This is a genomic window from Gibbsiella greigii (assembly GCF_039540155.1).
Taxonomy (GTDB): domain Bacteria; phylum Pseudomonadota; class Gammaproteobacteria; order Enterobacterales; family Enterobacteriaceae; genus Gibbsiella; species Gibbsiella quercinecans.
This window is the reverse complement of the sequence record NZ_BAABEM010000014.1, coordinates 1-683: the sequence shown is the minus strand read 5'-3', so window position 1 is coordinate 683 and position 683 is coordinate 1. Positions and strand designations below refer to the sequence as shown.

The 683-nt window shown below is 60.0% G+C and carries 1 pseudogene; it reads right to left on the bottom strand.

The features are described from left to right. Positions 1-683: pseudogene (locus AC559G_RS12140) on the bottom strand (hypothetical protein); the annotation flags it as partial.

The window sequence follows — 683 nt, the reverse complement described above, 5'->3', positions numbered from 1 at the left end:
CATTGTCTTTGATAACATTCTGATAATCATGGGAACAGTACTGGCTCCCCCTGTCGGTGTGGACTATCACGCCGCGCGGCATCTTCCGCCGCCACAGCGCCATTTTCAGCGTATTGCACGCCAGCTCCGCCGTCATTCGTTCCGACATCGACCAGCCCACCACCCGGCGCGAATACAGGTCGATAATCACCGCCAGATACAGCCAGCCTTCCTCTGTCCACAGATACGTTATGTCGCCCACGTACTTCTGGTCCGGCCTCGTAGCACTGAAGTCCTGTTGCAACAGGTTCGGCGCCACCGGCAGGTTATGCCGGCTGTTTGTCGTGGCTTTGAACTTGNCGGTTCCAGCCATGGCCGGCCTCACGCAACTCCTGCGTCAGACGGGGCGCGCCATAGCGCTGTTTTGCCTGTATAAAAGCTTGCGCCACCCGCTCATCACACTGCTGGCGGCGCATCTGCCGCGGCGAGGGGGATTGCCGGCGCTTCAGCCACGCATACCAGCCGCTGCGCGAGACACGCAACACCCGGGCCAGGCTTTTCACTGAGAACACCGCCCGATGTTGGTGTATAAAACCGTACTTCACTTCAGGCGTCTGGCGAAGTAGGTGGCCGCCTTTTGGAGAATGGCCAGTTCCTCATCCCGCTCGGCCAGTTGGCGCTTGAGGCGGGCGATTTCTGTTGCC